The sequence below is a fragment of the Micromonospora sp. U56 genome, assembly GCF_018070095.1.
GTDB lineage: Bacteria > Actinomycetota > Actinomycetes > Mycobacteriales > Micromonosporaceae > Micromonospora > Micromonospora purpureochromogenes.
This window is the reverse complement of record NZ_JAGPYL010000014.1, coordinates 1-22,329: the sequence shown is the minus strand read 5'-3', so window position 1 is coordinate 22,329 and position 22,329 is coordinate 1. Positions and strand designations below refer to the sequence as shown.

Annotated in this window: 21 protein-coding genes and 2 pseudogenes; 14 read left to right on the top strand and 9 right to left on the bottom strand. The window is 73.1% G+C overall.

Annotated features, from left to right (window positions below):
* Positions 1-190: 190 nt before the first annotated feature.
* Positions 191-706 carry a LytR C-terminal domain-containing protein gene (locus tag KBX37_RS07880; protein WP_210775296.1) on the top strand — a complete coding sequence of 172 codons (516 nt, stop codon included), beginning with the start codon at positions 191-193 and terminating at the stop codon, positions 704-706.
* A 264-nt stretch (positions 707-970) separates the two neighbouring features.
* Here KBX37_RS07880 and KBX37_RS07875 read toward each other — a convergent pair whose 3' ends face one another.
* Positions 971-1,792: an inositol monophosphatase family protein gene (locus tag KBX37_RS07875; RefSeq protein ID WP_210775258.1), complete on the bottom strand. Its 822-nt coding sequence runs from the start codon at positions 1,790-1,792 to the stop codon at positions 971-973.
* Between the two features lie 287 nt (positions 1,793-2,079).
* Here KBX37_RS07875 and KBX37_RS07870 point away from each other — a divergent pair, with 287 nt between their 5' ends.
* Both KBX37_RS07870 and KBX37_RS07865 read left to right on the top strand, forming a co-directional pair.
* Positions 2,080-3,690, top strand: a complete 1,611-nt coding sequence (locus tag KBX37_RS07870) for an RNA polymerase sigma factor (RefSeq protein WP_210775257.1) — start codon at positions 2,080-2,082, stop codon at positions 3,688-3,690.
* A gap of 247 nt (positions 3,691-3,937) precedes the next feature.
* Positions 3,938-4,171, top strand: a complete 234-nt coding sequence (locus tag KBX37_RS07865) for a hypothetical protein (RefSeq protein WP_088964796.1) — start codon at positions 3,938-3,940, stop codon at positions 4,169-4,171.
* 236 nt (positions 4,172-4,407) lie between these two features.
* On the opposite strand, the gene KBX37_RS07860 is transcribed toward KBX37_RS07865, so the two are convergent.
* The 3 genes from KBX37_RS07860 to KBX37_RS07850 all read right to left on the bottom strand — a co-directional run bounded on the left by KBX37_RS07860 (position 4,408) and on the right by KBX37_RS07850 (position 7,324).
* Positions 4,408-6,141, bottom strand: a complete 1,734-nt coding sequence (locus KBX37_RS07860) for a DEAD/DEAH box helicase (RefSeq protein WP_210775256.1) — start codon at positions 6,139-6,141, stop codon at positions 4,408-4,410.
* A 271-nt stretch (positions 6,142-6,412) separates the two neighbouring features.
* Positions 6,413-7,063, bottom strand: a complete 651-nt coding sequence (locus KBX37_RS07855; protein ID WP_210775255.1) for a trimeric intracellular cation channel family protein — start codon at positions 7,061-7,063, stop codon at positions 6,413-6,415.
* A 42-nt stretch (positions 7,064-7,105) separates the two neighbouring features.
* Positions 7,106-7,324, bottom strand: coding sequence for a DUF3039 domain-containing protein (locus KBX37_RS07850; RefSeq protein ID WP_154942858.1), 219 nt, complete (start codon positions 7,322-7,324; stop codon positions 7,106-7,108).
* A gap of 88 nt (positions 7,325-7,412) precedes the next feature.
* Here KBX37_RS07850 and KBX37_RS07845 point away from each other — a divergent pair, with 88 nt between their 5' ends.
* A complete protein-coding gene (locus KBX37_RS07845; protein ID WP_154942857.1) occupies positions 7,413-8,348 on the top strand; it encodes a pseudouridine-5'-phosphate glycosidase in 936 nt (311 codons plus the stop codon).
* Positions 8,345-9,244: a carbohydrate kinase family protein gene (locus KBX37_RS07840; protein ID WP_210775254.1), complete on the top strand. Its 900-nt coding sequence runs from the start codon at positions 8,345-8,347 to the stop codon at positions 9,242-9,244. The genes KBX37_RS07845 and KBX37_RS07840 overlap by 4 nt, the downstream gene beginning before the upstream one ends.
* A gap of 92 nt (positions 9,245-9,336) precedes the next feature.
* Here the strand turns inward: KBX37_RS07840 and KBX37_RS07835 are convergent, their stop codons facing one another.
* Entirely contained in the window at positions 9,337-9,693 is a 357-nt protein-coding gene (locus KBX37_RS07835) for a DUF3099 domain-containing protein (protein ID WP_088964797.1), read from the bottom strand.
* Between the two features lie 106 nt (positions 9,694-9,799).
* On the opposite strand from KBX37_RS07835, the gene KBX37_RS07830 reads away from it, so the two are divergent.
* Together KBX37_RS07830 and KBX37_RS07825 are read left to right on the top strand one after the other, a co-directional pair.
* Positions 9,800-10,111, top strand: coding sequence for a hypothetical protein (locus tag KBX37_RS07830; RefSeq protein WP_246158594.1), 312 nt, complete (start codon positions 9,800-9,802; stop codon positions 10,109-10,111).
* Positions 10,101-10,412 carry a hypothetical protein gene (locus tag KBX37_RS07825; RefSeq protein WP_154942855.1) on the top strand — a complete coding sequence of 104 codons (312 nt, stop codon included), beginning with the start codon at positions 10,101-10,103 and terminating at the stop codon, positions 10,410-10,412. Before KBX37_RS07830 ends, KBX37_RS07825 begins: the two co-directional genes overlap by 11 nt.
* Before the next feature lie 28 nt (positions 10,413-10,440).
* On the opposite strand, the pseudogene KBX37_RS07820 reads toward KBX37_RS07825, so the two are convergent.
* The 3 genes and pseudogenes from KBX37_RS07820 to KBX37_RS07815 form a co-directional block, all read right to left on the bottom strand.
* Positions 10,441-11,250 (bottom strand): annotated as a pseudogene (locus KBX37_RS07820) (low temperature requirement protein A).
* Between the two features lie 124 nt (positions 11,251-11,374).
* A pseudogene (locus tag KBX37_RS34275) lies at positions 11,375-11,473 on the bottom strand (hypothetical protein); the annotation flags it as partial.
* A gap of 57 nt (positions 11,474-11,530) precedes the next feature.
* Complete coding sequence (locus KBX37_RS07815; protein WP_210775252.1) at positions 11,531-12,106, bottom strand: HhH-GPD-type base excision DNA repair protein; 576 nt, start codon at positions 12,104-12,106, stop codon at positions 11,531-11,533.
* A 143-nt stretch (positions 12,107-12,249) separates the two neighbouring features.
* On the opposite strand from KBX37_RS07815, the gene KBX37_RS07810 reads away from it, so the two are divergent.
* The 5 genes from KBX37_RS07810 (at position 12,250) to KBX37_RS07790 (ending at position 18,895) form a co-directional block, all read left to right on the top strand.
* A complete protein-coding gene (locus tag KBX37_RS07810) occupies positions 12,250-13,308 on the top strand; it encodes an iron ABC transporter substrate-binding protein (RefSeq protein ID WP_210775251.1) in 1,059 nt (352 codons plus the stop codon).
* Between the two features lie 71 nt (positions 13,309-13,379).
* On the top strand, positions 13,380-14,912 hold the full coding sequence (locus KBX37_RS07805; RefSeq protein ID WP_210775250.1) for an iron ABC transporter permease: 1,533 nt from the start codon (positions 13,380-13,382) through the stop codon (positions 14,910-14,912).
* Positions 14,909-15,985 (top strand): ABC transporter ATP-binding protein, encoded by a 1,077-nt coding sequence (locus tag KBX37_RS07800; RefSeq protein ID WP_210775249.1) that lies wholly within the window; start codon positions 14,909-14,911, stop codon positions 15,983-15,985. The genes KBX37_RS07805 and KBX37_RS07800 overlap by 4 nt, the downstream gene beginning before the upstream one ends.
* A 116-nt stretch (positions 15,986-16,101) precedes the next feature.
* Complete coding sequence (locus KBX37_RS07795) at positions 16,102-17,694, top strand: DUF262 domain-containing protein (protein WP_210775248.1); 1,593 nt, start codon at positions 16,102-16,104, stop codon at positions 17,692-17,694.
* A gap of 10 nt (positions 17,695-17,704) precedes the next feature.
* Positions 17,705-18,895, top strand: a complete 1,191-nt coding sequence (locus tag KBX37_RS07790; protein ID WP_210775247.1) for a type II toxin-antitoxin system HipA family toxin — start codon at positions 17,705-17,707, stop codon at positions 18,893-18,895.
* 76 nt (positions 18,896-18,971) lie between these two features.
* Here the strand turns inward: KBX37_RS07790 and KBX37_RS07785 are convergent, their stop codons facing one another.
* Positions 18,972-20,192, bottom strand: a complete 1,221-nt coding sequence (locus KBX37_RS07785; RefSeq protein WP_210775246.1) for a S8 family peptidase — start codon at positions 20,190-20,192, stop codon at positions 18,972-18,974.
* 188 nt (positions 20,193-20,380) lie between these two features.
* Here KBX37_RS07785 and KBX37_RS07780 point away from each other — a divergent pair, with 188 nt between their 5' ends.
* Together KBX37_RS07780 and dtd are read left to right on the top strand one after the other, a co-directional pair.
* Entirely contained in the window at positions 20,381-21,865 is a 1,485-nt protein-coding gene (locus tag KBX37_RS07780; protein WP_210775245.1) for a methyltransferase, read from the top strand.
* Positions 21,866-21,938: 73 nt separating this feature from the next.
* Positions 21,939-22,329, top strand: a 391-nt coding sequence (gene dtd, locus KBX37_RS07775; protein WP_210775244.1) for a D-aminoacyl-tRNA deacylase, incomplete at its 3' end; no start/stop codon positions are given.

Genomic DNA, 22,329 nt, shown 5'->3' with positions numbered 1-22,329 from the left:
GGCGACACGAAGATAGGGGTAGTAGTACCCGCTTCCCGGATGGCGCGCCGGCATGTCGGACTGTTTCCACGCGACGGTCGGACAACCGTTAACCTCAGCGGCGTACTCGACGGCCGGCGGGGCGGCCCGACCACCGGCTGGCCGCCGCCACCCTTCACTGTCCGGGAGCGCCCAGATGAGTTTTGCGCGAGTGCGAGCACTCGTTGTCGTCGGTCTGCTGGCGGTGGTCGCCCTGGTCTTCGTCGTCGTCGCCATGGTGCGGGACACGCAGGGCGAGGCGGGCGCCGCCGGGGGCTGCCCCGAGGGCTGGCCGCTCGCCGACATCACCCTGCGCGAGCCGAAGGACGTCAAGATCAACGTCTTCAACGCCACCGACCAGATCGGTCTGGCCGGCAACATCGCCGACGACTTCCGCAACCGAAAGTTCCAGGTGAAGAAGACGGCCACCGCGCCGAAGGGTGTCGACGAGGTGGCGCTGCTGCGCTACGGCCCCAAGGGCGTCGGCTCCGCGCACCTGCTGCGGGCCTACTTTCTGAACAACGCCGAGCCCGTGTACGACGCCAAGCGCAAGGACGACACCGTCGACGTCGTGCTGGGCAACGGCTTCCAGCAGCTGGCCACCACCACCGAGGTGAACCAGTCCCTGGGCGACCTGGGCGCGCCCGAGGCGCCGGCCGGCTCCTGCCCCATGCCGGTCGAAAATTGACCGTTCCGCCGGCCGGGCCGGCGGACCGACCGGACTGATCTGACCGAAACGGCGGTGTCCCCCGGGACACCGCCATTTCAATGTCGGAGATCCGGTCCGGTCGCGCCGGCCGCCGTGACCGCCGTCCCGGCTCCGGTCGCAGCGCCGACCGGCCCGCGTCGGCCGGGTGGCCAAGGGCCGCCGGAGGCCCGGCGCGCGTCGGCCGGGTCCGGGCGGTCAGGGGCCGCCGGAGGCCCCGGCGCGCGTCGGCCGGGGTCCGGGCGGTCAGGGGCCGCCGGAGGCGTCAAGGTCGGCAAGCCGGTCGTGCAGCGGCGCGAAGAGCGCCGGCGGCGCGGCGATCACCAGGTCCGGGCCGGCCGGCAGGCCACCCAGCCCGGCGACCCGCAGTCCCGCCTCGGCCGCCACCAGGCCGCCGGCCGCCAGGTCCCAGGCGGCCAGCCCCTTCTCGTAGTAGGCATCCACCCGCCCCTCGGCGGCCAGGCAGAGGTCCAGCGCGGCGGCGCCGAGCCGGCGGATGTCGCGGACGTGCGGGATCAGCTCGGCGATCACCCGGGCCTGGTGCGAACGGCGCGCCGGGTCGTAGCCGAACCCGGTGGCGACCAGCGCCTGCCCCAGGTCGACCTCGGTTGAGCAGCTCAGCCGTCGGCCGTCACGCCAGGCGCCGCCGCCCGCGGTGGCGGTCCACTCCTCGCCGGTGAACACGTTGCGCACCACCCCGGCGACCACCTCACCGTCGACCTCGGCGGCCAGCGACACCGCGCAGTACGGCACCCCGTAGAGGTAGTTCACCGTGCCGTCGATCGGGTCGATGATCCAGCGCACCCCGCTGGCCGCACCGCCGTCGGCCGCCCCGGCGCCGTACTCCTCGCCGAGGACGGCGTCGTCGGGGCGTACCCGGTGCAGCGCGTCGAGGACCTGGCGCTCGACGGCGCGGTCCGCGGCGGTGACCACGTCCGTGACGGTGCTCTTGGTCGCGGCGACCGACACCCCCTCGGCGCGCATCCGGTGCGCGGTGGCCGCGGCCTGCCGGGCGACCTCGATCGCGATCGTGAGCAGTTCGGCCGGTGCCGGTGCCGAACGAGTCATGGTTCGTCCCCTTCCCGCACGATCGGGACGCCCCGCCGTGCGCGCGGGTATCATCCTTACAAAGTCCACATCTGCGCCGAATCGGCGGTCCCCGCCGCCGGTACCCCGTGCGCCGCAGGATGATCGCCGCAGACGGCGTTACAATTCACCCTGCCCACGCGCCACGGACCGCCGCCGGACGGCCGGCCCGGGACACGGGGGTCCCTCAACGACATCGCCCGGCACGGTGCGCCACGCTGCGCCGGACGACCCGGCCGTGCTCGCTCTTCGCCTCCGGAAGGTCATTCGTGACAGAACCCCGCCAGACCGGCGCCGACGTTCGCTCGCTCACCGACACCCTGATCGCCCATGCGCAGAGCGCCGGCGGCCAGTTGACGTCGGCCCAGCTCGCGCGCACCGTCGAGTCCGCTGAGGTGACCCCGGCCCAGGCCAAGAAGATCCTGCGGGCGCTCTCGGAGGCGGGGGTGACCGTGGTCGTGGACGGCTCGGCCAGCACCCGTCGCCGGGTCGCCGCGGCCCGGTCCGCCACCCCGGCCTCGCGTGCCACCACCGCCAAGACCACCAAGAAGGCCGCCGCGCCCGCCCCCAAGCAGGCGCCCGCCGCCGACGAGGCCCCGGCGCCCGCCCCGCGCAAGGCGGCGCCGCGCAAGGCCGCCGCCACCACCGCCGACGTGGCCGCCAGGGCCGCGGCGCCGGCCGCCAAGGCGACGAAGTCCACCCGCGCCACCAAGGCGACGGTGGCCGCGGCCGGCAAGGCCACCAAGGCCGCCGGCAAGGCCAAGGGCGAGGGCGCCGAGGGGGAGATCGACCCCGAGGAGCTCGCGGCCGCGATCGAGGACGTGGTGGTCGAGGAGCCGGCCGAGCTGACCAAGGCCGCCGAGGCCGACGCTGCCAGCTCCGCCACGGACAACGACTTCGAGTGGGACGACGAGGAGTCCGAGGCGCTCAAGCAGGCGCGTCGCGACGCCGAGCTCACCGCCTCGGCCGACTCCGTCCGGGCATACCTCAAGCAGATCGGCAAGGTCCCGCTGCTCAACGCGGAGCAGGAGGTGGAGCTCGCCAAGCGGATCGAGGCCGGGCTCTACGCCGCCGAGCGGCTGCGCGCGGCCGAGGAGGGCGAGGAGAAGCTCACCCGCGACATGCAGCGGGACCTGGGCTGGATCTCCCGCGACGGCGAGCGCGCCAAGAACCACCTGCTGGAGGCCAACCTCCGACTGGTCGTCTCGCTGGCCAAGCGCTACACCGGCCGCGGCATGGCCTTCCTGGACCTGATCCAGGAGGGCAACCTCGGCCTGATCCGCGCGGTCGAGAAGTTCGACTACACCAAGGGCTACAAGTTCTCCACGTACGCCACCTGGTGGATCCGGCAGGCGATCACCCGGGCGATGGCCGACCAGGCCCGCACCATCCGCATCCCCGTGCACATGGTCGAGGTGATCAACAAGCTCGGCCGGATCCAGCGCGAGCTGCTCCAGGACCTGGGCCGCGAGCCCACCCCGGAGGAGCTGGCCAAGGAGATGGACATCACACCGGAGAAGGTGCTGGAGATCCAGCAGTACGCCCGGGAGCCCATCTCGCTGGACCAGACCATCGGCGACGAGGGCGACAGCCAGCTCGGCGACTTCATCGAGGACTCCGAGGCCGTCGTCGCGGTCGACGCCGTCTCCTTCTCGCTGCTGCAGGACCAGCTCCAGCAGGTGCTGCAGACGCTCTCCGAGCGTGAGGCGGGCGTGGTACGCCTGCGCTTCGGCCTGACCGACGGTCAGCCGCGCACCCTGGACGAGATCGGCCAGGTGTACGGGGTGACCCGGGAGCGGATCCGGCAGATCGAGTCCAAGACCATGTCCAAGCTGCGTCACCCGTCCCGTTCCCAGGTGCTCCGCGACTACCTGGACTGACCCCTTCACGTCAACCAGCCGTGTCGGTTTGACCACTAGCCGTAGAACACTCAAAGGTGATCGGTCGGTTGCCTGTTTGTGATCGTTGACGTGGCACCCTTGACACACGGCACACTGTCTCCCTGCCATGTGTGACCTCGGTCGCCCGCGGGCACACAGGGAAGGCAGGGCCCGACGAGGGTGTTGCACGATGGGTGAGCAACGACCGAAGAGAGTGTTCATCGGTGACGACCAGAGGAGGAAGGCGATGACCCCGACCCTCACGCCGCCGCCCGAGACGGTGGCCCCCCCGGCCGCCGATGAACGGTGCGACCGCTGCAATGCTGCCGGCAAGCTCCGGATCACTCTGGCGGGTGGGAGCGAGCTGGTGTTCTGTGGGCACCACGCGAACAAGTACGCGGAGGATCTCGTGAAGATCACCGTGAAGTACGCGACGGACCCGGAGTTCAGCTGGCGTGGCGCCGATCTGATGGCGAACTGAATCCGCAACCACATAACGACGACATAGCCGGCCGGGAGCCCCATGGGGCTCCCGGCCGGCTTCGTCTGCGCTCACTCCCCCACCGCGCCCCGCGCCCCGCGCCCCGCGCCCAAAATCCGCGCACTTTCACAGAATGAGTGGCCTCGACGCGCCGAATAGCCCCACTTTCCGGGAAAGTGCACGGCTCTTGACGCCTGGGACGGCCGGGATCGCCGGGATCGCCGGGGCGGATGGCGTCAGAGGGTTTGGACGGTGGCGATGCGCTCTTCGAGCTGCTCGATCGTCGCCTGGGCGCTGGGTGGGCCGCCGCAGAGTCGGCGCAGCTCGGCGTGGATCTTGCCGTGCGGCTGGCCGGTGCGGTGGTGCCGGGCGGCCACCAGGGCGTTCAGCTGGCGCCGCAGGGCCACCCGACGCTGGGCGGCACTCATCGGTGCGGCCGGCGCCGCGGGGGCGTCAGCGGCCGGCTCAGCGGTCTGCGTGGCCGCCCGCCGGCGCTGCGCGGCGAGCTGTTCGGCCTGCCGCTTGGTGAGCAGCATGGAGACCTGGTCGGCGGTGAGCAGACCGGGCAGGCCGAGGTATTCCTCCTCCTCGGGGGTGCCGGCCTGGGCGGCGGTGCCGAAGGACGCACCGTCGAAGATGACCTGGTCCAGCTCGGCGGTCGCGGAGAGCGCGGTGAAGCGCTTCTCCAACTCACCGCTGGCCTGGTCGTCGCGTTGGGCGCGCTCCAGCAGGTCGTCGTCGAAGCCGTCGGACTCCTTGGGCTTGCCGAGCACGTGGTCCCGCTCGGCCTCCATCTCGCTGGCCAGCCCGAGCAGGTGCGGCACGCTGGGCACGAAGACCGAGGCGGTCTCCCCCGGCCGGCGGGCCCGCACGAAACGCCCGATCGCCTGGGCGAAGTAGAGCGGCGTGCTGGCGCTGGTGGCGTAGACGCCGACCGCCAGCCGGGGAATGTCGACGCCCTCGGACACCATCCGGACCGCGACCAGCCAGCGCTGCTCGGACGCCGCGAACGTCGCGATCCGCGCGGACGCCCCCACATCGTCGGAGAGCACCACCGCGGCCCTCTCGCCGGTCACCTGCTCGATCAGCTTCGCGTACGAGCGGGCGTTCTGCTGGTCGCTGGCGATGACGAGACCACCCGCGTCCGGCATGCCGGCGTTGCGCAGCACGGTCAGCCGGGCGTCGGCGGCCCGGAGCACCTGCGGCATCCAGTCCCCGGCCGGGTCCAGGGCGGTACGCCAGGCCTGCGCCACCAGGTCCTGCGTCATCGGCTCGCCCAGCCGCGCCGCCAGCTCGTCGCCGGCGTTGGTGCGCCACCGGGTCTCCCCCGAGTACGCCAGGAAGAGCACCGGCCGGACCACGCCGTCGCGCAGCGCGTCGGAGTAGCCGTAGACCGAGTCGGCGCGGGAGCGCAGCAGCCCGTCGCCGCCGCGCTCGTAGCTGACGAACGGGATGGGGTTGTCGTCGGAGCGGAACGGCGTACCGGTGAGCATCAGCCGGCGCACCGCGGGCTCGAAGGCGGCCTTGACCCCGTCACCCCAGGACCGGGAGTCGCCGGCGTGGTGGATCTCGTCGAGGATGACCAGCGTGCGCCGGGTCATGGTGCGCCGCCGGTGCACCTGCGGGGCCATGCCGACCTGCGCGTAGGTGACGACCGCGCCGTGGAAGTCGGCGGAGGAGTGCACGTCGGCGTTGCGGAACGCGGCGTCGAGCTGGATGCCGACCCGGGCGGCGGCGCTCGCCCACTGGGTCTTCAGGTGCTCGGTCGGGGCGACCACGGTGACCGCCTCGACGGTGCCGTCCACGAGCAGCTCGGCGGCGATCCGCAGGGCGAAGGTGGTCTTGCCGGCGCCGGGCGTGGCGACCGCGGTGAAGTCGTCGGTGCGGCGACGCAGGTACTCCACCATCGCCTTGCGCTGCCAGGCACGCAGGGGCGGGAACGTCTCTAGCGCCGGCAACCGGGCTGCCACGCGAGGCTCCTCTCCGACCGCACCATGGCGGACCCCGGCCGAGGGCCACGGGTACCGCCGCCCATGAAAACGCCTCCGCGCAGAAGATGCCGCGAAGGCCGACTCAGCATAACCAGCCCAGGCCGCCCGCCCCACTCGACGCCACGCTGGTCACATCCGCCACCCCCGCCCGCGCCCCGCCCGACGCGGTCTGCGGCGGGTCGCGCCGTCCCGGCCCGACGACACCCCGACCCGTCGCGACGCGCGCGGCGCGGTGGGAAGAGGGGGGTGGTCAGGTCTGGGGGCCGCGGACCCCGGTCTTCGGGGGTCGCAGCGTGGCCACCGGGGCCGACCAGCGCCGCCGCAGCGCCACCAGCCGCAGCGCGAAGACCAGCAGGGCGGCGGCGGTCAGCGGCGCCGTGCCGGCGCGTCCGGTGGCGTCGAGCAGAGCCACCGCGACCGCGCCGACCAGCGCGGCCACCGCGTAGATCTCCCGGCGCAGCACCACCGGGATCTCAGCGGTGAGCAGGTCCCGGCCCAGCCCGCCGCCGATGGCGGTGAGCATGCCGATCACGCAGGCGCCGACCGGCGGCACATGGGCGTCGAGTGCCTTGAGCGTGCCGGTGACGGTGAACAGCGCCAGACCCGCCGCGTCCAGCACCAGCACGGTGGTGCGCAGCCGGGCCAGCTGTGGGTGCAGCCAGAAGACGGCGGCGGCGGTCACCGCGGCGGTGGTGGCGTACCGCCAGTCGGCGAAGGCCAGCGGGGGCACCTCGTCGATGGCCAGGTCACGGAAGATCCCGCCGCCGAGGGCGGCCACGAAGCCGACGAAGACCACGCCGAAGAGGTCGAGCCGTTTGGCCACCGCCGCGGAGGCCCCGGAGGCGGCGAAGACGGCCACCCCGGTCAGGTCGGCGAAGAGCAGGGCGGTGGAGGTCGTCACACCGCCGAAGGGTACGGGGGCGGCCGGGCCGGCCGCCGCGGATCACTCACCGTACGAGTCGTAGATCTCCTTGCACTTCGGGCAGACCGGCGAGCCGGGCTTGGCGGCCTTGGTCACCGGGAACGTCTCGCCGCAGAGCGCCACCACGTAGGTGCCCATGACGGCACTTTCGGCGATCTTCTCCTTGCGGACGTAGTGGAACATCTCCGGACCGGTGTCCGCGTCCTTCAGCTCCGGGCGTTCGAGAATCTGTGTACTCACTGTTGACACCTCCAACTTTTTAGTTTGGCAGGTCGGTGGGGGGCGGTCCACCGCAGCCCACCCGAGGGCGGCCCGTACGGTAACGGAGGTGACCAACTTTCACACCCGTCTCGGCGCTGAGGTCGCCGACGCCCTGCGTGACGGTCGACCGGTCGTCGCCCTGGAGAGCACCATCGTCTCGCATGGTCTGCCCCGACCGGACAACCTGCGAGTGGCCCGCCAGATCGAGCGGGCCGTACGGGAGGCCGGCGCGGTCCCGGCCACCATCGGAATGGTCGGCGGCGAGTTGGTGGTGGGGCTCGACGACGCCCAGCTCACCCGGCTCGCCACCGTCGACGGAGTGAGCAAACTCTCCGTACGCGATCTGGCGGTGGCCGCCGCCACCGGCGCGGACGGCGCCACCACGGTGGCCGCCACCAGCGCGGTCGCCGCGGCGGCCGGGATCGGTGTCTTCGCCACCGGCGGGCTGGGCGGCGTGCACCGGGAGGCGGCGCAGACCTTCGACGAGTCCGCCGACCTGGTGACCCTGGCCCGGACGCCGATCGCGGTGGTCTGCGCCGGGGTGAAGTCGATCCTCGACGTGGGCGCGACGCTCGAGCGGCTGGAGACCCTCGGCGTGGGCGTGGTCGGCTACCGCACCCGGCGGTTCCCCGGCTTCTACCTGACCGACGCCGGCTTCGACCTGGACTGGTCGGTGGACTCCCCGGAGCAGGTGGCGGACGTGCTGGCCGCCCGGGAGCAGCAGGGGGTGCACGGCGGCGGGCTGATCGTGGCCAACCCGCTCCCGACCGACGAGCAGCTCGATCCGGCGCTGCACGACCGGACCCTCGCCGAGGGCCTCGCCCGGCTGGGCCGCGAGGGGGTGACCGGCAAGGCGGTGACCCCGTTCCTGCTGGCCCACTTCCACTCGGCCACCGAGGGCGCCAGCCTGGCGGTGAACGTGCGGATCATCCTGCGCAACGCCGACCTGGCCGCCCGGATCGCCGTCGCCGCGGCCGCCCTGCGCACCGACGCGCCGGCATGACCGGCCCGTCCCCGGTGGTCGTGGTCGGTGACCTGATCACCGATGTGGTGGCGGTGCTGGCCGGGCCGCTGGCCACCGGCTCGGACACCCCGGCGACGATCCAGGTCAGCGGGGGTGGCCAGGCGGCCAACACCGCGGCCTGGATCGCGGCGCAGGGCGTGCCGGTGACGCTGGTGGGTGCGGTCGGCGACGACAGCGCCGGGCGGGACCGGGTGGCCGAGCTGGAGCGGGTCGGCGTGGAGTGCGCCGTCGAGGTGCATCCGGGCTGCGCCACCGGCACGGTGATCGTGCTGGCCACCGCCGGGGAACGCACGATGGTCACCGAACGCGGCGCGAACCTGCGGCTGACCGTCGAGCACGTCGAGCGGGCGCTGGCCGCGGCGCCGGACGCCGCGCACCTGCACCTGTCCGGGTACTGCCTGCTGGACGCCGCGTCGCGGCCGGCCGGGCTGGCGGCGTTGGCCGCCGCCCGCGCGCGCGGGCTCACCACCAGCGTCGACGCGGCGTCCGCGGCGCCGCTGCGGCGGGTCGGCGCGGCGGCCTTCCTGTCCTGGGTACGCGACGTCGACCTGCTCCTGGTCAACGCGGACGAGGCCGGGGTGCTCGCCGGCGGGCTGGACCCGGGGGCGCAGGCGCGGGCGCTGTCGGTGTCGGCCCGGCGGGTGGTGGTGAAGCGGGGCGAGGCCGGGGCGGTCTGGGTCGACCGGAGCGCGACGGTGAGCGTGGCGCCCGCCCGGCGGGTCGCGGTGGTCGACGTCACCGGCGCCGGGGACGCCTTCGCGGCGGGCCTGCTGACCGCCTGGCTGGGCGGCGCGGAGCCGCGGGCGGCGCTGGGCCGCGCCGGCGATCTCGGGGCGCTGGCCGTCTCGACGGTGGGCGCCCGACCGACGGCCTGAACCGGGCGGACCCGCACGAGGCGGACCCCGCATGGCGCGACGGGCGCATGACGCGGACGGGCGCCGGACCGGACGGTCCGGCGCCCCGGCGGTCAGGGTTCGACGTCGATGATCTTGTGCGGCCGCTCCTCGGCGGTCAGGCTCATCGGCGGCGTCTCGTCGCGCATCCTGGGCTGGAACTTCCCCGCCAGCCGGTGCTGCTCCTTCGGCGGGCGGTCGTTGGCCAGCAGCACCGCCAGCCACGGGATGAGCACCATCCCGACGGCGCACAGCGGCAGCCAGAGCCAGAGCAGCGGGGCCTTCGCGCCGACCAGGATCGCACCGACGATCACGCAGGCCACCCGGATGCCCATCATCAGCACGTAGCGCTTCTGCCGACTGGTGAGTTGGTCGTCCTGGCTGCGCGAGGCGTCGGTGATCAGAATCGGCTGGTACGCCTGACGCTTCACCACGGACCTCCTCGAGGGGATTACGACCCATCCTGTCACTCCCGGGCCGTGATCAGCGAAAATCGACTCGTCCCGGTGCGTGTTACGTCCGTGGTACGCTCCGCCCGTGGGCAACCGCTTCAGCTTCACCGACGAGGCGTTGACCAACCTGCGGGTCTACGACGTCACACCCGGGGAAGTCTGGGAAGCCCTGCACAGCACCCGCCGGGTGATCCGGCACCTGGGCGACGACGTCATGGTCGTCTACGCGGCGAACCGCCGCGGCAGGCGGCTGGCCGTACTGCTCGCCGAGGCCGACGGCACCGACAACGACTGGGACATCCTCTCCGCCCGCGACCTGAGCGACGTCGAGGCCAAGCGCTACGACGAGGCCGTGCGGAGGGATCGCCGACGAGGAGGCGGTCACGATGAACCGTGACGACGCGACCAAGCGGTTCCACGGTGGCGACGACGCGTTCGCCGAGCTGATCGACGAGAGCCAGCCGGTGGAGCTGCCCACCCCCGACAGCGACGTGCCGATGGTCAGCCGCTCGGTACGCCTGCCGCTGGAGACCTACGAGCGGGTCCGGGCGGCCGCCGAGGCCCGGGGTATCGGCGTCACCACGCTGATGCGGCAGTGGATCGAGGCCGGGCTGGCCGACCTGGACGACTCCGCCACCGTCTCCCTCGCCGACGTACGGCGGGCACTGGCCTCGCTGTCCCGCCCGACCGCCGCCTGAGCCGGTCGGCTTCCGCCTGTGGCGGCGGCTACAGGGGCGACGTGGGTCGTTCGAGGGGGCGGCCGTGTGCCCGCGCGGTGTCGGCGGCGGCGATCCCGATCAGCACCGCCGCGCTCAGCCCGAGCAGCCCGACCGGCGGCAGCAGCGACGCCAGCGGGAGCAGGCCGAGCAGGAGCACCACGCCGATCACCCGGCTCCGCGACACCCGGGCGAAGATCTCGTACTCGAAGCGGGCCCGGGCGGCCAGGAAGAGTGCCGGGCCGCCCGTCACGAACACCGCCCAGCCCATCGGCATACGCCCGTGCGGGTGGGAGATCACCAGCTCGTAGCCGACCCCGGTGAGCAGCACAGCGGCCACGATCACCAGGTGCGTCCAGCTCGCCGACTCACCCAGCACTCCCGGCGAGCGGGCCACTCTGATCGCCTCGGCCAGCACGTGTCCGGCCCGGTGGAAGTAGATCCGCCACAGCAGCGCGGTGGTGAGGAACGACAGGGCGAAGGCGAGCGCCGCGCGCGAGGAGAAGACGCCTCCGCTGAAGGTCAACCCGATGACCAGGACCGTCTCGCCGAGTGCGATCAGGAAGAACTGCTGCTACCGCTCGGCCAGGTGCTCCCCCGCCACCGCCCAGCCCGAGGTACGCGCCGCGCCGCGCCCGGGCACCGGCCAGCCGAGCGCCAGCCCGGCGTAGTCCCAGGCCAGGGCGAGCGTCCACAGCACCTCCTGGGCCGGCGGCAGCAGCGCGCCGAGGAGCCAGGGCACCGCCCCGACCGCGAACCAGAGCAGGATCCGGCGGGTGACCGACCGGCGCGGATGCCCGCGCAGGGCCAGGGCGATCACGAGCGGCCGGCCGACCTGGATCGCCACGTAGCCGGCGCGAACGGCAGCGCCCGCTCGGCGAACGCCCGGGGCATCGCCAATCGGCCGACACGTCGTCGATCAGACGCTGCGAGACGCGGGCCAGGGCGAAGACGAAGACCAGGTCGAAGAAGAGCTCCAGGAAGGTGGCGCGGGGCGAGGTCGTCACGCCGCGCAGCAGCCCCCCACCCTGCCCGTCCGCCATGGCCCGCCCGTCGCCGCCGTCGCGGATCTCAACGAGCCGGCGCGCGGGCCGGTTGCGTCAGCCCTTCGCCGCCCGGGCCGCCGCCTTCGCCGCCTGCTTGAACTCGCGCACCCGGCGCAGCGACTCCGGGTCGGTGATGTCGGCCACCGACCGGTACGCGTCCGCATCGCCGTACCCGCCGGCGGCCTCCCGCCAGCCGTCCGGGCGCACGTCGTACCGCTTGCCGAGCAGGGCGACGAAGATCTGCGCCTTCTGCTTGCCGAAGCCGGGCAGCTCGCCGATGCGGCGCAGCAGCTCCCGCCCGTCGGCGGCGTCCGACCAGAGCCGGGCGGCGTCACCGTCGTACCGGTCGACGAGCACCTGGCACACCTGCTGGACCCGGGCCGCCATCGCCTTCGGGAAACGGTGCAGCGCCGGTGGCCGGGCGAAGATCTCGACCAGCGCCTCGGGGTCGTACCCGGCCAGCTCCCGGGCGTCCGGCTCGTGCCCCAGCCGCTGCACCAGCACGTACGGCGAGGTGAACGCCTTCTCGAGCGGGATCTGCTGGTCGAGGACCATGCCGGTCAGCAGGGCCAGCGGGCTGCGCTCCAGCAGCCGGTTGGCCTCGGGGTCGATGGGCAGCGAGAGCGTCATGCGCCCATCCTGCCGGTCGGCGCGACGGGCGCGTCGTCGACTCCCCGAGCGGGCGCCGGACCCACAGGAACACCAAGGTTAGCCTGTGCTAACTTCTTCGCGTCGGCGGAGGGCCCGCCGGCCGGAGCCGAAGGAGTGCCGCCGTGCCCGTTCCCGCCCGCAGGTCCCTCGCGGTCACCGTCGCCGCCGGCCTGCTCTCGTTCGGCCTGGTCGCCTGCGGGTCCGGCGAGGACGACGCCGCCGATCCCGGCAAGCCCGGCGACAAGACCATCACCGTCTACAGCGGCCGCAACGAGCAGCTGGTGAAGCCGCTGCTGGACCGGTTCACCGCGCAGACCGGCATCACCGTGAAGACCCGGTACGCCACCACCGCCCAGCTCGCCGCCCAGCTGGTCGAGGAGGGCGGCAAGTCCCCGGCCGACGCCTTCTTCGCCCAGGACGCCGGTGCCCTCGGTGCGGTCGCCAAGCGGGACATGTTCGCCCCGCTGCCCGCCGCCGACCTGGAGAAGGTGCCGCAGTCCTACCGGTCGCGCACCGGCCAGTGGGTCGGCGTCAGCGCCCGCTCCCGGGTGCTCGCCTACAACGCCGATGCCGTGCCCGCCGCCGAGCTGCCGACGTCGGTCTTCGCGCTGACCGAACCGAAGTGGAAGGGCCGGATCGGCGTCGCCCCGACCAACGCCTCGTTCCAGGCGTTCGTCACCGCGATCCGGGTGCAGCACGGCGACCAGAAGGCCAAGGACTTCCTCGCCGGGCTCAAGGCCAACGAGCCGCAGATCCGGGACAACAACGTCAAGATCGTGGAAGAGGTCGACAAGGGCACCATCGCGGTCGGCCTGGTCAACCACTACTACCTCGGCGAGGTGGCCAAGGAGAAGGGCACCACGCCGGACGCGCTGAAGGCGAAGCTGCACTTCTTCCCCGGCGGGGACACCGGCGCGCTGGTGAACGTCGCGGGCGTCGGCGTGCTGAAGCGCTCCGCGACGGACCCGGACACGAAGGCCTTCGTCGACTTCCTGCTCAACCCCGAGTCGCAGCGGTACTTCGCCGAGCAGACCTTCGAGTACCCGGTGGTGGCCGGGGTCGCCGCCCCGGCCGGCGTCCCGCCGCTGGCCGATCTGGACAGCCCGGAGATCGACCTCAACGACCTGGACACGCTGGACGCCACGATCGGCCTGATCAAGGACTCGGGGCTCGTACCCTGACCGCCCCGACCACCACGCCCGAGGCAGGGCCGGCCCGTTCCGGGCCGGCCCGCTTCGGCGTACCGGGGTCGTTGCGCCGGCTGGCGCCGCGCCCGGCGCTGCTCGCGGCCTCGACCGCCGCGGTCGCCGTGGCCCTGATCCCCCTGGTCTACCTCGCGGTACGCACCGCCGAGGCGGGCGCCGACCGGGTCGTCGCCGAGCTGTGGACCGAGCGGGTCGGGCTGCTGGCGGTCCGCAGCCTCGCTCTGGCCGCCGTGGTCACCACCGCCTGCGTACTGCTCGGCGTCGGCGCCGCCTGGCTGGTGACCCGGACCGACCTGCCCGGCCGGCGCGCCTTCGCGGTGCTCGCCGCGCTGCCGCTGGCCGTGCCCACCTACATCGCCGCGTTCGCCTGGGTCTCGCTGTTCGACCGGCTGGAGGGCTTCTGGCCGGCCGCGCTGGTGCTGACCCTCTGCTCGTACCCGTACGTCTTCCTGCCGGTCGCGGCGGCGCTGCGCGGCGCGGACCCGGCGCAGGAGGAGGTCTCCCGCTCGCTGGGCCGGGGCGGCTGGCGCACCTTCACCGACGTCACGCTGCGCCAGATCCGGCCGGCGACCGCCGCCGGGGCGCTGCTCGTCGCGCTCTACGTGCTGGCCGACTTCGGTGCGGTGTCGATCCTGCGCGCCGACACCTTCACCCGGGCCATCTTCATCGCCTTCGACCTGGGTTTCGACCGCACCGGCGCGTTGGTGCTCTCCAGCGTGCTGGTGGCGCTGACCGTGCTGCTGCTGGCCGGGGAGACCGCCACCCGCCGGCGCGGCGCCCGGTACGCCGGGCTCGGCGGCACCCGCCGCCCCGCCGCCCAGCTGCGCCTCGGTCCGGCCCGCTGGCCCGCGCTCGCCGCGCTGCTCGCGGTGGCCGCGCTGGCGCTCGGCGTGCCGGCGCTCAGCCTGGCCCGTCGGTTGGTCGGCGGGGTGTCCCGGCCCGGTGCGCTCGGCGAGGTCGCCACGGCCGCCGGCAACTCGCTCTGGCTGTCGCTGGCCGGCGCCGCGCTGACCATGCTGCTGGCCCTGCCGCTGGGGCTGCTCACCGCACGCGCCCCCGGCCCGCTGGCCACCGCGCTGGACCGGCTCGCCTACCTGGCCCACGCCCTGCCCGGGGTGGTGATCGGGCTGTCGCTGATCTTCTTCGGCATCAGCATCGCGTATCCGCTGTACCAGACGCCGTGGCTGCTGGCGCTGGCCTACGCGACGCTCTTCCTGCCGCTGGCCGTCGGCGCGGTGGCCGGCGCCGCCGCCCAGGCGCCACCCGGTCTGGAGGAGGTGGCCCGCTCGCTGGGGCGCGGGCCGCTGGCCGTGCTGCGCACGGTCACCCTGCCGCTGACCCTGCCCGGGATCGGGGCGGGGGCGGCGCTGGTCTTCCTCACCGGCATGAAGGAACTCCCGGCCACCCTGCTGCTGCGCCCCACCGGCACCGACACCCTGGCCACCGAGCTGTGGACGGCGACCTCCGTCGGGGCGTACGCGGCCGCCGCTCCCTACGCGGCGCTGCTGGTGGTCATCTCGGCGCTTCCCACCTGGTGGCTGGTCGCCCGGGGCGGCCTGCTCGACAAGGAGGACCGATGAGCGAGGTGGTGCTGACCGGCGTCGTCAAGCGGTACGGCCCGGTGACCGCGCTGGACGGCGTGGACCTGACCGTCCCGGCGGGCGCGCTGACCGCCGTCCTCGGCCCGTCCGGCTGCGGCAAGACCACCCTGCTGCGCTGCCTGGCCGGCTTCGAACGCCTGGACGCGGGAGCGATCCGGGTGGACGGGCGCGAGGTGGCCGGCCCCGGCCGGCACCTGCCGGCGCACCGCCGCCGGATCGCCGTGGTGCCGCAGGAGGGCGCCCTCTTCCCGCACCTCACCGTCGCGGCGAACATCTCCTACGGGCTGGACCGCGCCGACCGGCGGGGCGACCGGGTCGACCAGGTGCTGGCCCTGGTCGGGCTCGCCGGGTACGGCGACCGGATGCCGCACCAGCTCTCCGGCGGCCAGCAGCAGCGGGTCGCGGTGGCCCGGGCGCTGGCGCCGCGCCCGTCGCTGGTGCTGCTCGACGAGCCGTTCAGCGCGCTCGACGCCGGGCTGCGCGCCGGGCTGCGGCACGACGTCCGGGAGGCGCTGCGGGCCGACGGGGCGACCGCCGTGCTGGTCACCCACGACCAGGGCGAGGCCCTGTCGGTGGCGGACCGGGTGGTGGTGCTGCGGTCCGGGCGGGTGGTGCAGGCGGCCGCGCCGGGCACGCTCTACCGGGAGCCGGCCGACCAGTGGGTGGCCGGGTTCGTCGGCGATGCGGTGCTGCTGCCGGCGGTCGCCGCCGCCGGGGCTGCCCGCACGCCGCTGGGCACGCTGCCAATCGCCGGCCCGACGGCCGACGGCCCGGTCACCGTGCTGGTCCGTCCGGAGCAACTGCGCCTGGCTCCCGCGTCGGGCACCGACGCGGTGACCGCCACCGTGCTGCGGCACGACTTCCACGGTCACGACGCGCTGGTCGCTCTCCGGCTGGCCGACGACACCCGGGTCACCGCCCGGGTCTTTTACGGGACCGACCCCGTCGAGGTCGGCGCCGAGGTGGCGGTACGCGTCGACGGAACGGTCCGCGCCTGGCCGGCTGCGCCCCGTCCCGCCCAGGTGGACGAGTCGGCACTGCCGGTCTGCTGACGAAGCTCGTGACCGGCCGGCGTCACCGTGGCGTCCAGTAAGGCCTGGCCCCGTGCCTAGCCCATGTCGCGGCCCGAACCCGCTAGTCTCGGGACGTCGTCTGAAAGAGGTGGGCCGTGCCAAGTCTGGAGAGGCCGCGCGTCGAGTACCGCACGCCGGAGGACCTGGTCCGGGACGTCACCGCCGGGCTCATCCGGATTCCCCCTTTCCAGCGCTCGTTCAAATGGGAGGCCGCGGACATCGTCAGGCTGTTCGACAGCCTGCTGCGCGGCTTTCCGATCGGCAACCTGCTGCTGTGGCGACGCCCCGCGCCGGCCCAGCGTCTCCAGGTCGGGCCACTCGAGGTCGAGGCACCCGAGACGGCCACCGCCCTTTGGGTGGTCGACGGCCAGCAGCGCATCGTCTCCCTCGTGGGCGCGCTCACCCAGGCCGACCGGTCAGTGGATCCCCGCTTCCGGGTCCATCTGGACCTGGACACCGGCGAGTTCCACACAACCGGCACCCGTCAACGTCCCCCACGATCCTGGGTACCGGTCAACTTCCTGCTGGACACCGCCGTCCTCCTGCGGTGGATGCGGGACAACTCCGACTGGTTGACGGAGCCCCAGCTCGCGCTCGCCGATCAAGCCGCCAAGGCGATACGCGAATACCAGATCCCGACGTACGTGGTGCACTCGACGGACGAGAACGCGCTGCTGGAGATCTTCACCCGGATGAACACGACGGGGAAGCGGCTGACAAAGTCGGAGGTGTTCCAGGCACTGCACGCGGGGGCGGTCGGCGACGAGCTGAGCAGCCTGCACGGGCTCGGTCAGGTCCCCGCAACGCTGGGATTCGGCGCTCTCGACGACCGGCTCGCGCTGCGGTGCGTGCTGGCCTACCGCGGTGGTGACATTTTCCGGGAGGACTTCCGTCAGGAGTTCGGGCCGCACGACGACCCGAGCGAGACGCTACGCGAGGTGGCCGCCCGGCTTCGTGAAGCGATCACCTTCCTGCGTGGAGAATGCGGCATTTCACACATCAAGCTCCTGCCGTATTCGCACGTGCTGCCGATCCTCGTGAGGTTCCATCGCCTGCACGGAGTCCCCACGGGCCGATCTGCCACCCTGCTCCGCCGCTGGGTGTGGCGGAGCGCCGTCGCCGGCACCCGCGCCCGAGGGGTCAGCGTGGCTGACGTCCGCAACCAGGTGACCGCCGTGGACGTCCCCGAACCCGTGGAGGCAGCCGTCGACCTGCTCAGGCAGGTGCAACCCTTCCCCGACTTCACGGCCGAACTGGACAAGGTCCACTTCAACCACGCCATGACGAAGCTCAACACGCTAGGCCTGCTCTCGGCCGAGCCACGCCACGTGATGAACGGCGAGATCATCGATGTCACCAAGCTCCTCGAACAGGGCAGCCCGCTCCGCCCGCTCCTGCCGGAGGACGACGCCCCGGTCCTTGCGAGCACCATCGCGAACCGCTTCATTCTTCCGCCCGGCGAACGGACGCCACCCGCCGCCCTCGCGGCTGCGCCACCATCGGTCGCGGCCAGCCACCTCGTCAGTGAGGAAGGCCAGCACCTGCTCGCGCACGGCGACTGGAGCGCATTCCTCGTGCTGCGGACGGAGGAGTGTGTCCGTGTCATCACCGGCCACGTGAACCGGATGGCGGAGTGGGGTGCCCGGGACGGGCGGGCGATGTCCGACATCCTCCGGTCGGCGGCCTGACGTGCCGCCGGTGGTGGCGGAGGTGCGGCTGCATGGCCGTCGGGTCGGCGAGCTGCGGTTCCTCCAGGGAGGCTCGGAGTTCAGGTACGACGACGACCTTTCCTCGCCCGGGCATCTCGTGCTCGGCCAGATCTTCGAGGACGACCCCCGTGCCCTCCGACGCGCTCGTGTCGGCCTGCCCGCCTGGTTCAGCAACCTGCTGCCCGAGGGGGCGTTGCGCCGCCAGATAATCCATGAGCTGGGCGGGGGCAACGTCGGTGACTTCACCCTCCTCCTCCGAGTGGGCGGTAACCTTCCCGGCGCCGTGACCGTCCACGCGGACAACGAGCCCGAGGATGACATCCTCTCTGGGACCGTCGAGGAGGCCGACCATCCGCTCCGGCATTCGCTGGCGGGAGTGCAGCTCAAGTACTCGGTCTCGGCGGACCGGCTCGCCATCCCCGTGAGCGGCAACGGCGGCTGGTGGATCGTCAAGCTGCCTGATCGCGGCCTGCGTGACCTGCCCCTGAACGAGTACCTGACCATGAGATGGCTGGCAGCCGCCGGCTACCCGGTACCGGCCGTGCATCTCGTGCGGGCGGACGCGGTAAAAGGGCTCCCGGACGGGCTGGCCGATCCCACCGAACTGGTCTATGTCATCCAGCGATTCGATCGCACCGCTGCCGGCCGTGTGCATGTGGAGGACTTCGCACAGGTTGCCGATGTCGAGCCAATGTTCAAGTACAGCGAATCCGGCGCTTCGTACGACACCCTCGCCGCAGCCGTTCGTCAACTGACCGGCGACGCCGGCTACCACGACTTCATCCGCCGCCTCGTCGCGATGCTGGTGGTGGGCAACACGGACGCACATCTGAAAAACTGGGCGATCATCTATCCGGACGGCCGCACCCCGCAACTGACCCCCGTTTACGACTTCCACTCGCTGTCGTTCTACTCACGCTACCGCTGGGCACCCCTGGCGCTCAGCTTGGACGCCGAAACCGTTCCATCCGCCATCACTCCGGACCATTTCCGCCGGCTGGCCGAACGGGCCGGCGCCGACCCCGGACGCACGGTGGAGACAATCGCCGAGGCAGTCGCCCAGCTTCGCGAGGCGTGGACTACGGCAGTGGCGACTGAGGCACGGAGCCGCTTCGACGCCTTGGCCGACCACTACACCGACCGTCTGGCTACACTCCCGCTCTGCCAGTCCATCGACTGACCGGACATGTCGTCCCCGCGGGGACGCGGCCCGGTGGACAGGGGTGGTGTCCACCGGGCCGCGTCGGACGGTGCCGTCAGTTGACGACGAAGAGCAGCCGGTTCGGCGAGCCCGTGCCCGGGTTGGTCACCCTGCCGGTGGTGGCGTTGGTGGTCAGGTAGCTGGCCACCTGCGCCGGGGTGTACGACGGGTTGGCCGAGAGCACCAGCGCCGCGGCGCCAGCCACATGCGGCGAGGCCATCGAGGTGCCGCTGATCGTGTTGGCGGCGGTGTCGCTGGTCCGCCAGGCGGACAGGATGCTCGACCCCGGCGCGAAGACGTCCACGCAGGAGCCGTAGTTGGAGTAGGACGCGCGGGCGTCGCTGCTGGTGGTGGCGCCGACGGTGAGCGCGGCGGCGGCCCGGGCGGGCGAGTAGCCGCAGGCGTTGGCGCTGGAGTTGCCGGCCGCCACCGCGTACGTGACGCCCGAGTTGACCGAGTTGGTCACCGCGTTGTCGATGGCGGAGCTGGCGCCGCCGCCGAGGCTCATGTTGGCCACCGCCGGCTTGACCGCGTTGGCGGTCACCCAGTTGATGCCGCTCACCACGCCGGTGGTGCTGCCGCTGCCCGAGCAGTTGAGCACCTTCACCGCGATCAGGCGGGCGGCTTTCGCCACGCCGTACCGGTTGCCGCCGACGGTGCCGGCGACGTGGGTGCCGTGGCCGTTGCAGTCGGTGTTGTTGCCGTCGACGGTGTTGGTGCCCCAGCTGGCCCGGCCACCGAAGTCGGTGTGGGTGGTCCGGATCCCGGTGTCGATGATGTACGCCCGGACGTTGGAGGCGGTGTTCGGGTACGTGTAGCTGGCGTTGAGCGGCAGGCTGCGCTGGTCGATCCGGTCCAGGCCCCACGGCGGGTTGGCCTGGGTGCCCTGGACAGTGACCACCCGGTCCTGCTCGACGTAGGCGACGGCCGGGTCGGCGGCGAGCCGGCGGGCCTGGCCGGCGGTCATCTTCGCGCTGAAGCCGGTGAGGGCGGCGCTGTAGACGTCGGCGACGCTGCCGCCGTACCGCTTGGCGAGGGTGGCGGCGCGGTCCGGCACGGCGGTGCGGGCGGCGAGGGTGTTCGCGGCGCCGACCGCGTCGGTCCGCAGCACGACCAGGTAACTGCCGCTGATCGCGCCGGGCGCGGACGCGCCACGGACCTCCCCGGTGGGGGCGGCGAGGGCGGGGGTGGACGCGGCGACGGAGAGCGCCGCCGCGGCGGCCGCGGCGGCGAGGGCGCGGATCGCGCGGCGCCGGGAAACGGGCAGAGCGGACATCGTCTGACTCCCTACCGGTACGCCCCGGACAGGCTGGTGGCCGCCGGGACGCCCATCGACGGATGTTGGGGCAGATGCTAGCCATACATTGATGGTCATAAAAGAGATAACAACCGATCAATACAGCTCGCGGTATGGATGTCGCGGGTGCCGGCCGATCGACCGCCGTCGGGGGGCAGGATGGCGACGTGGAACGACACGACATGCTGCTCTCCCCCGCCGGCGTCGAGGCGCTGCGCACCGCGCTGACCCGGGCGGACTTCACCTCGAACGGGATCGCCGGCCGGCTCGGCGCGCAGGCCACCGGCGGGGTGGCCCGCAACGACTTCCGCGCCGCCCTGCGCGCCACCGAGGACCGCGACCCGCTCGCCACGCTGATCCGGGTCTTCATCTGCGACCAGACCGAGCCCGAGGCGGCGGTCGCCGCCGCGCTCGCCCCGCTGGACCTCGCCGAGGCGCTCGCCGGCGGGCTGGTCGAACGGCACGGCGACGGCCTGCGCGCCGGCGTCGACCTGGAACCGTACGGGGACGACTGGTGGGTCCTCGCCGACGTGCCGGCCAGCGCCCGCCCCGGCCGGCCGCTGCACAGCGAACACGTGCTCGGCATCGGCGGCGCCACCCAGACGCTGATCGGCGCCACCGTCCGCCGGCCGGTGCAGACCGCGCTGGACCTGGGCACCGGCTCCGGCGTCCAGGCGCTGCACCTGGCCACCCATGCCCGCCGGGTCACCGCCACCGACGTCTCCGAGCGAGCGCTGCGCTTCGCCGCCACCACCGCGGCGCTCAACGGGCAGGACTGGGAGCTGCTCTGCGGCGACCTGGTCGCCCCGGTCGCCGGGCGCCGCTTCGACCTGGTGGTGAGCAATCCACCGTTCGTGGTCGGCCCGGGCACCACCACCCACGTCTACCGCGACTCCGGGCGGGTCGGTGACGCGATCGGCGCCGAGCTGGCCGCCGCCGCGCCGGGCCTGCTCACCGAGGGCGGCACCATGCAGTACCTGGCGAACTGGGTGCACGTGGCCGGCGAGGAGTGGCACGAGCGGGTGACCGGCTGGTTCGCGGGTACCGGCCTGGACGCCTGGGTGATCCAGCGCGAGGTGGCCGACCCGATGGCGTACGTCAACCTCTGGCTCACCGACGTCGGCGAGGCGACCGACCCACAGCGGATGGCGGCCTGGCTGGACTGGTTCGACGCGCACAAGGTGCAGGCGATCGGCTTCGGCATCGTCTCGCTGCGCCGGTCCGGGCACGCCGACCCGGTGATCCGGGTGGAGGACCTGCGCCAGCGGGTGGAACCGCCGATGGGCGACCAGGTCGCCACCTGGTTCGACCGCCAGGACTTCCTCCGGGTACGCGACATCGACGGGCTGCTCGCCGAGCGCTACCGGGCCGCCGAGGGGCTCCAGCTGCGGCAGGAGGCCACCATGGGCGACGAGGGGTGGGCGGTGGACCGGCAGGTCCTCACGATGCCGCACGGGCTGCGCTGGAGCGAGGAGGTCGACCCGCTGGTGCTGGCGCTGGTCGGCGGCTGCGACGGCCGGCTGGCGCTGCGCGACCAGCTCGCCCTGCTGGCCGCCGCGCACGACGTCACCCCGCAGGAGCTGGCCGAGGCGGCCGGCCCGATCGTGGCGCACCTGGTCGAACGCGGCATCATCGAGCCGGTGACCGCATGACGCGGGTGACGCGGGTGACGCCGGTGACTCGGATGGCGCCGGCGGTGCCGGGCGGCCGAACGGGGGTCCGCTGATGCGGGCGGTGGTGCAGACGGTCGGCCGGGCGAGCGTGACGGTCGACGGCGCGGTGGTCGGCCAGATCGACGACGGGCTGCTGGTGCTGCTCGGCGTCACGCACGCCGACACGCCGCAGGTGGCGCAGACCATGGCCCGCAAGATCCACGAGCTGCGCATCCTCGACGACGAACGCAGCGCCGCCGACACCGGCGCCCCGATCCTGGTGGTCAGCCAGTTCACCCTCTACGGCGACGCCCGCAAGGGCCGGCGTCCGAGCTGGACCGCCGCCGCCCCCGCGGAGGTCGCCGAACCCCTGGTGACGGCGGTGGTGGAGGCGCTCCGCGACCGCGGCGCCAAGGTCGAGACGGGCCGCTTCCGCGCCCACATGCTGGTGGAAAGCGTCAACA

Coding starts and splice junctions, on each gene's coding strand:
- KBX37_RS07825 (WP_154942855.1), top strand. CDS start 10,101: ATGAACCGTGACGACGCGACCAAGCGGTTCCACGGTGGCGACGACGCG.
- KBX37_RS07815 (WP_210775252.1), bottom strand. CDS start 12,106: ATGACGCTCTCGCTGCCCATCGACCCCGAGGCCAACCGGCTGCTGGAG.
- KBX37_RS07865 (WP_088964796.1), top strand. CDS start 3,938: ATGACCCCGACCCTCACGCCGCCGCCCGAGACGGTGGCCCCCCCGGCC.
- KBX37_RS07875 (WP_210775258.1), bottom strand. CDS start 1,792: ATGACTCGTTCGGCACCGGCACCGGCCGAACTGCTCACGATCGCGATC.
- KBX37_RS07785 (WP_210775246.1), bottom strand. CDS start 20,192: ATGTCCGCTCTGCCCGTTTCCCGGCGCCGCGCGATCCGCGCCCTCGCC.
- KBX37_RS07800 (WP_210775249.1), top strand. CDS start 14,909: ATGAGCGAGGTGGTGCTGACCGGCGTCGTCAAGCGGTACGGCCCGGTG.
- KBX37_RS07840 (WP_210775254.1), top strand. CDS start 8,345: ATGACCGGCCCGTCCCCGGTGGTCGTGGTCGGTGACCTGATCACCGAT.